Origin of the sequence: Streptomyces sp. NPDC048462 (assembly GCF_043200175.1) — a bacterium.
GTDB lineage: Bacteria > Actinomycetota > Actinomycetes > Streptomycetales > Streptomycetaceae > Streptomyces.
Genome location: NZ_JBICXG010000001.1, coordinates 158,576 through 165,145, shown reverse-complemented (window position 1 = coordinate 165,145; position 6,570 = coordinate 158,576). Strand labels below are relative to the sequence as shown.

The 6,570-nt window shown below is 70.8% G+C and carries 6 protein-coding genes; 1 reads left to right on the top strand and 5 read right to left on the bottom strand.

Annotated features, from left to right (window positions below):
• Positions 1-155: 155 nt before the first annotated feature.
• A complete protein-coding gene (locus tag ACGFU6_RS00650; RefSeq protein WP_393607224.1) occupies positions 156-344 on the bottom strand; it encodes an antitoxin in 189 nt (62 codons plus the stop codon).
• A 193-nt stretch (positions 345-537) separates the two neighbouring features.
• On the opposite strand from ACGFU6_RS00650, the gene ACGFU6_RS00645 reads away from it, so the two are divergent.
• Positions 538-2,181: a GMC oxidoreductase gene (locus ACGFU6_RS00645; protein ID WP_393607222.1), complete on the top strand. Its 1,644-nt coding sequence runs from the start codon at positions 538-540 to the stop codon at positions 2,179-2,181.
• A 124-nt stretch (positions 2,182-2,305) separates the two neighbouring features.
• On the opposite strand, the gene ACGFU6_RS00640 is transcribed toward ACGFU6_RS00645, so the two are convergent.
• From ACGFU6_RS00640 to ACGFU6_RS00625, 4 genes are all read right to left on the bottom strand, one after another.
• Positions 2,306-2,785 carry a carboxymuconolactone decarboxylase family protein gene (locus ACGFU6_RS00640; protein WP_393607220.1) on the bottom strand — a complete coding sequence of 160 codons (480 nt, stop codon included), beginning with the start codon at positions 2,783-2,785 and terminating at the stop codon, positions 2,306-2,308.
• Entirely contained in the window at positions 2,782-3,861 is a 1,080-nt protein-coding gene (locus ACGFU6_RS00635; protein ID WP_393607218.1) for a dihydrodipicolinate reductase, read from the bottom strand. The genes ACGFU6_RS00640 and ACGFU6_RS00635 overlap by 4 nt, the downstream gene beginning before the upstream one ends.
• Positions 3,862-3,975: 114 nt before the next feature.
• Positions 3,976-5,466: an FG-GAP repeat protein gene (locus ACGFU6_RS00630; RefSeq protein ID WP_393607216.1), complete on the bottom strand. Its 1,491-nt coding sequence runs from the start codon at positions 5,464-5,466 to the stop codon at positions 3,976-3,978.
• 196 nt (positions 5,467-5,662) lie between these two features.
• Complete coding sequence (locus tag ACGFU6_RS00625; RefSeq protein WP_393607214.1) at positions 5,663-6,568, bottom strand: transglycosylase SLT domain-containing protein; 906 nt, start codon at positions 6,566-6,568, stop codon at positions 5,663-5,665.
• Between the last annotated feature and the right edge of the window lie 2 nt (positions 6,569-6,570).

The window sequence follows — 6,570 nt, the reverse complement described above, 5'->3', positions numbered from 1 at the left end:
GTCTCGGCCATCGCGGCCCTGTACCCCCACACCGGCGCGCCTACGTCCGCCCCCACGCCACACGGGTGCTCCCCCCCCCGCCCGCCCCCGGCCGCGGCAGTCGCCATCGATGGCGACTGCCGCTCCGTCGGACTGCGGGTGGGTGAAGCCCTCGCCTACCTGCCGTCGGCGGGCGGCCGCTTGTCACCGAGCTGGTCATTGAGCTTCTGCTGGGCGGAGTCGACCTGGCCGCTGTACTTGCCATGCGTCTTCTTGTCGGCGAGGTCGCCGCCCTTCTCGACTCCCTGGCGGGCCTGGTCCGGGTGCCCCTTGATCAGGTCCTTGATCTTGTCGAGCATGCTCATGACTGTCCTCCTCAGGGAACGCTGACATTCCCAGCATCCACGCGATGCCCGGGTGCCGCACCCGGGGACGGAGGGGGCCGCCGCGGGCGGCGAGCGGCCCGAACCCAGGGAAATTACTCGCAGGTATGTAGTGACTTCTTGAGCGAGCGCCAGTAGAACTCGTTCCCATTCGATCGAGAGTGAGGAACGTCACATGACGGACTCGAGCTTACCCGACAAGGGATCGAGCGGTGTCTCGCGTCGCAGATTCATCGCTAGAACAAGTTTCATAGTGGGGGCCGCCGCCCTCTCCGGTCACGTCGCCCCCGCCACGGCGGCAAACCGCGCCAGAGCCACGGCGATCGGTAACGGGGAGCACGCCCCGGTCCTGGTGATCGGAACCGGGTACGGCGGCTCCGTGGCCGCCCTGCGGCTCGCCCGCGCGGGCATCAAGGTCCACATGGTCGAGATGGGCATGTCCTGGGACACCCCCGGCTCGGACGGCAAGATCTTCGCCAACACGACGAGCCCCGACGGCCGCTCGTACTGGCTGCGCACCAAGACCAAGCAACCGCTGAGCAACTTCCTCGGCTTCCCCATCGACAGGTCGATCCCCCGCTACACCGGAATCCTGGACGCCGAGGACTTCAGCGGCATCACGGTCTACCAGGGGCGCGGCGTCGGCGGCGGCTCACTGGTCAACGGCGGCATGGCCGTCACCCCGAAGCGGGAGAACTTCGGCGCCGTCCTCCCCACGGTCAACGCCGACGAGATGTACTCCACCTACTACCCGCGCGCCAACTCCGGCCTCGGCGTCGGCACCGTCGACCCGGCCTGGTTCGACAGCGTCGACTGCTACAAGTACGCCCGGGTCGGCCGCAAGCAGGCGCAGCGTTCGGGCTTCCCGTTCGTCTTCGTGCCCGACGTGTACGACTGGGACTACATGGAGCAGGAGGCGGCCGGCACCGTACCCAAGTCGGCACTGGCGGGTGAGATCCTCTACGGGAACAACTACGGCAAGAAGTCGCTGCAGAAGACCTACCTCGCCCAGGTCATGGCGACCGGGAACGTCACCATCTCGCCTCTGCACAAGGTGACTTCGGTCTCCCCGGCGTCGGCCGGGGGCTACACGGTCGTCATCGACCAGCTGCGCACCGACGGCAGCACCGAGGCCACCAAGACGGTGACCGCGGACAAGGTGTTCTTCGCGGCCGGCAGCGTCGGCACGAGCAAGCTGCTGACCGAGCTGAAGGCCACCGGCAAACTGCCCGCCCTCAACGACGAGATCGGCAAGGGCTGGGGCGACAACGGCAACGTCATGTGCGGCCGGGCCAACCACCTGTGGGACCCGACCGGAGCCGTGCAGTCGAGCATCCCCTGCGGCGGCATCGACAACTGGGCGGCGGGCGGCGCGTTCGCCGAGGTCGCGCCGCTGCCGACCGGGATCGAGACGTTCGCCTCGTTCTACCTGTCGATCACGAAGAACCCGAACCGGGCCCAGTTCTCCTGGAACCCCGCGACGGGCAAGGTCGACCTGAACTGGCAGACCGCGTGGAAGCAGCCGTCCATCGACATGGCCAAGACGATCTTCGACAAGATCAACGCGAAGGAGGGGACGATCTACCGGACGGACCTCTTCGGCGTGTACAAGATCTGGGGCGACCACCTGACCTACCACCCCCTCGGGGGTGCGGTGCTGGACCGGGCGACCGACAACTACGGTCGCCTGCACGGGTACTCGGGCCTGTACGTGATCGACGGCTCGCTGATCCCCGGCAACACCAGCGTCAACCCGTTCGTCACCATCACGGCACTCGCCGAACGGAACATCGAGAAGATCATCGCCACCGATCTGTGACACCGGACCGACACGGCAGGCACGGCAGGCACGGCAGGCATGGCCAGGAGGAGATGAGCAGGACGGCTCTCCTCCTGGGTACGCCCCGGGCACGGGCAAATCGGACGGGCCCGGGGCGTCCGGCTCAGTGGCCGGGCAGCACGCACACGGCGTCGAGACCCAGCACGTGGTTGAGCCGGCCGAACGCCAGCCAGGAGCCGATACTCATGCTCAGCTCGACGATCTCGCGCTGGCTGTAGTGCGCGGTCATCCGGGTCCAGAACTCCTCGTCCAGACCGTGGTGGTCCAGGGCGTACCGCTCGGCGTACTCGGCGGCCAGCCGGGTCCGGTCGTCGAAGGACCCGGCGGTGCGCCATTCGTTCACCGCGTCGGCGAACTCCTCCTCGACCTTTTCGCCGTCCCGTTCGGTGCGCCAGTCCAGGCAGAACAGGCACCCGTTGATCTGGGCGATCCGCAGCCGGGCGGCCTCGAACTCCCGCAGGCCCAGCGTGGTGTGCTGGTACACCGACAGGGAGAAGTTCGCGGCGGCCATCCCGATGCCGGGGACCATGTCCCCCCATACGTATCCGATCGGCTCCTGGCCCTCGGGGATGTCGATGATCATGGCTGCTTCCTTCCGAGTCTGCCGGTTGCGGGGCGCAGGGGGACGTCGAGCGCGTCGTAGAGTCCGGGTTCCGCGTCCACCAGCCAGTCGATGGCGTTCACGAGCCGGCCGACCGCGGTGGCGTTGCCGCCCGCCGAGCGGTTCTCGTCCTCATCGCCGGCCTCGACCGTGACCTCGATGCGCGGGCGGCCCTCGATGATCACGCGGTGGGCACCGGCGCCGTCGGGCGGCGACGGCCAGTCCGGGGCGCAGGACGGGTGGATCCGGGTGATGTGCTCGATGACGATGCGGGGCTCGCCCTCGACGATGCCCTGTACCTCGAACCGCACCGCGCCCTGGGTGCCCGCCTCGAACCCGCCCATGGTCCGGGTGGTGACCGCGCTCTCCAGCGGCCGCCGGGCCATGGTCTCGCGGATGTCGTCGAGCTCCACGCCCAGCGCCCTGGCCATCAGCCGTATCTGCCCGCCCCACACCATGGTCGGGACGGAGGCCGCGAGCATCAGCGGCTCGTACTCCATGGGGTGCCCCATGCCGATCAGGTCGCGGACCGCTTCGGGCTGGTCGTAGGTGGAGTAGTCGAAGATCTCCTGGCAGCGGATCGCGTCGACCGTGCTGCCGAGTCCGCTGATCAGCAGGGGCAGTACGTCGTTGCCCCAGCCGGGGTCGACCCCGGAGACGAACAGTGAGCCGCCGCCGTCCGCGACGGCGGCCAGGACCGGGTCCCGCAGCTCGGGCGGGGCGCCCCGCTGGTCGTAGAGCGCGTACAGGGCGGGGGTGACCACCACCGCCCCGGTCCGGACGGCCCTGACGATGTCGGCGAGCGCCTCGTCGGGACGGATGTCCCCGGACGCCGCGTACACCACCGCGCCGGGAGCGGTGGCCAGCACCGCGTCGATGTCGTCGGTCGCCGCGACGCCCAGATCGCGGCCGGTCCCGGCGAGGTCGCCCGCGTCGCGGCCCACCTTGCCAGGATCGTGAACAAGCACGTGCGCCAGTTTCAGGGCCGGATGGGCCTCGACGGCGCGGATGGCCGCGCGGCCGACATTGCCGGTTCCCCAGACCACCGTGGAAATCATGCGGCGGAGGGTAGCGCGCGGGATGAAAGGTTCATAGTGCCATCGCGCTCCCGGTTGCGAGGCGGCCCCGGGCCGGGTCAGGACCGTCTGCCGCCCCCGCCGCTCGTCGATCCGTTACTCGTCGATCGCGGCCCCGAACGCGGCGCCGGCCGCAGGGCCGCCGAGCGATCCGCCGTCGTACGTCCACGAGCCGGCGGCGGTGACCCCGCCTGCGCCCGCCGGGAGCACCCAGACGACGCCGTTGCCGGCGTCCTCGCCGGGCGCTGCGGCGAGCAGACCGGAGCGGCCGTCCTTGTCCGGATCGGACAGCCGGACCTGGCCGCCCCAGCGGTCCCCCTTCTCGGGGACGCCCGGCACGTACCCCGAGTCCTGGTCCCAGGAGGCCGCGCCGGCGGCGGTCAGCCCGTCGGCCGCGCCGCGCAGCACCCAGGCCGCTCCGGCGTCCGCGACCGCGCCGATGTCCTCGCCGGGGGCGCCGATCGCCACGTCCGCGTACCCGTCGCCGTCGGTGTCCGCCACCGACAGGTCCGCGCCCCAGTTGTCGCCACGCTCGTCCGTGCCGGGGACACCGGCGGTGTCCTGGGTCCACCACACCGGCGGTGTGCCGGGGCCCTCGGCGCCGACCGGGCCGTCGCCGGCGCTGCCGTAGTACACGCCGACCACGCCGCCGTTCACGAATTCGCCGCCGTCGTCCGGGCTGCTGGGCTCCCCCGTGGCCAGGTCGTCGTAGCCGTCGCCGTTGATGTCACCGGACGCGACGGCCGGGCCGCCACGCAGATCCCGGTCGTAGCGCAGGCCCTGGACCTCGGCCAGGAAGAGCGCGGACCAGCCGTACCCCGGTTCGTCGCCTCCGCTGACTCCGGAGACGACGAGGTCGGCGAGGCCGTTGCCGTCGTAGTCACCGGTGGTCATCGCCCCCGGCAGGATCGGGCGGCCCGGCGTGCCGGGGAGCCGTTGGTGGGAGAGGGGCGCAGGTGGTGCGGAATCCTGGCGCGCGGCCGCGTCGTACTGGTAGAGCGTGAGGTCGTCGTGGTCGGTCACGGCGAGCTGGTCGCCCGGGATGTCGGGGCTGAAGTGGGCCGCCGCGAGGGCGCCGGCGAACCGGGCACCGGCCGTGGGTGCGTCGGCCTGCAGCCAGTCGCCGGCCGCGCCCGTGAGTCCCTTCGGGGAGCCCCACAGCACGACGGCGCCGCCCGCGTCGGTCACCGGCTCGACATCCTCACCGGGTACGCCGGCGACCGCGTCGTCGTAGCCGTCCCCGTCGAGGTCGCCGGTGGCGAGGGCCCGGCCGAAGCCGTCGCCCGCCTCGGCGGCCCCCGGTACACCGGCGGTGTTCTGGCTGAGGACGGCCGCGCGGGCCGTTCCGATGCCGGTGGGCGAGCCGTACTGCACGGTGACGTACCCCGCGCCCTTCTTCCCGCCGACGGTGCCGCCCGGCGCGCCGGTGAGCACGTCCTCGTAGCCGTCACCGTTGAAATCGCTGTTGCGGTCGTTCGCGTGCGTTCCGCCGGGAGTACCGGCGTGGGCGGAGGGGGCGGCGATACCGGCCACCGCCGTCAGGAGACAGGCGGCCGCGACAACGGCGGCCGAGCGGTTGGTGCGCACGAGCGGCTCCTCGGTTCAAGGATGACCGGGCGAGTCCGGGGGGGGACGCCGGGAAGGGCCCGTTGCCTTCCCCGCGTCCCGTTCGACCGCCTGTGAGCCGCAAGGGTTGTACGGCGCGCGAAAGGGGTGGGAGGGAGCCGCGTGGCTCCCTCCCACCCCTGCGCCCGGCTCCTCCCGAAGGTGGGGCCGGGGTATGTCAGTAGGCGCCGAAGACGTTGTCGATCGAGCCGTAGGTGGCCGCGGCGTAGTTGCACGCGGCGGTGATGTTGGCGACCGGGTCGAGGATGTCCGTCGACGTACCGGCCACGTGGTAGGCCTCGAAGGTGGGCTGGATCACCTGGAGCAGGCCCTTGGAGGGGGTACCGGCGACCGCGTTCGAGTCCCAGTTGTTGACGATCTGCGGGTTCCCGGAGGACTCGCGGATGATGTTGCGGTGGATGCTGTCGTAGCTGCCGGGGATGCCGTGCTGGGCCATCACGGCCAGCGACTCCTTGATCCAGCCGTCGAGGTCGTCGGTGTACGTGGTCGCGCCCTGTTCGGGAGCGGTGGCGACGGTCTCGGTGGCGGCGGTCTTCTCCGCCACGGGCGCGACCGTCCGCTGGGAACGGTCGGCGCGGTCGGCGCTCTCGGACCGGTCGGACGACTGCACGGCGTCGGCCGCGGGCTTTGCCTCGGTCGCGGCCTTTGCCTTCGAATCGGCCGTCGGGGCGGCCTTGTTCGGGGCGGCTGCGGACTTGGCGCCAATGGTCAGCTTGAGGCCCGGGTGAATCAGATCGGGGTTTCCGCCGACCGTACTCCGGTTGTCCTGGTAGAGCCGCTCCCAGCCACCGCTGAGGGAATGCCCCCGGGCGATCTTGGAAAGCGAATCGCCGGAGACCACGGAATAGGTGGCGGGCTCGGCCTTGTGGGCAGCAATTCCCTTGGCAGCAAAGGAGGTCGAGGTCGCCACCTTTTCTGCGACGACCGGGTGCGCCGGTGCGGCAGAAGCAGACCCGGACATGATCAGGGGGAGCGCGAGAACGACTCCGCCCGTGCTCACGGCGATGAAACCGCGGGTCAGGGAGGTGGACTTGGAACGACGGTGGTTACCCATGATGGGCATGG

Bases quoted from the DNA above. Each gene is read 5' to 3' on its own strand.
- ACGFU6_RS00650 (WP_393607224.1), bottom strand. From the start codon at position 344: ATGAGCATGCTCGACAAGATCAAGGACCTGATCAAGGGGCACCCGGAC.
- ACGFU6_RS00645 (WP_393607222.1), top strand. From the start codon at position 538: ATGACGGACTCGAGCTTACCCGACAAGGGATCGAGCGGTGTCTCGCGT.
- ACGFU6_RS00640 (WP_393607220.1), bottom strand. From the start codon at position 2,785: ATGATCATCGACATCCCCGAGGGCCAGGAGCCGATCGGATACGTATGG.
- ACGFU6_RS00635 (WP_393607218.1), bottom strand. From the start codon at position 3,861: ATGATTTCCACGGTGGTCTGGGGAACCGGCAATGTCGGCCGCGCGGCC.
- ACGFU6_RS00625 (WP_393607214.1), bottom strand. From the start codon at position 6,568: ATGCCCATCATGGGTAACCACCGTCGTTCCAAGTCCACCTCCCTGACC.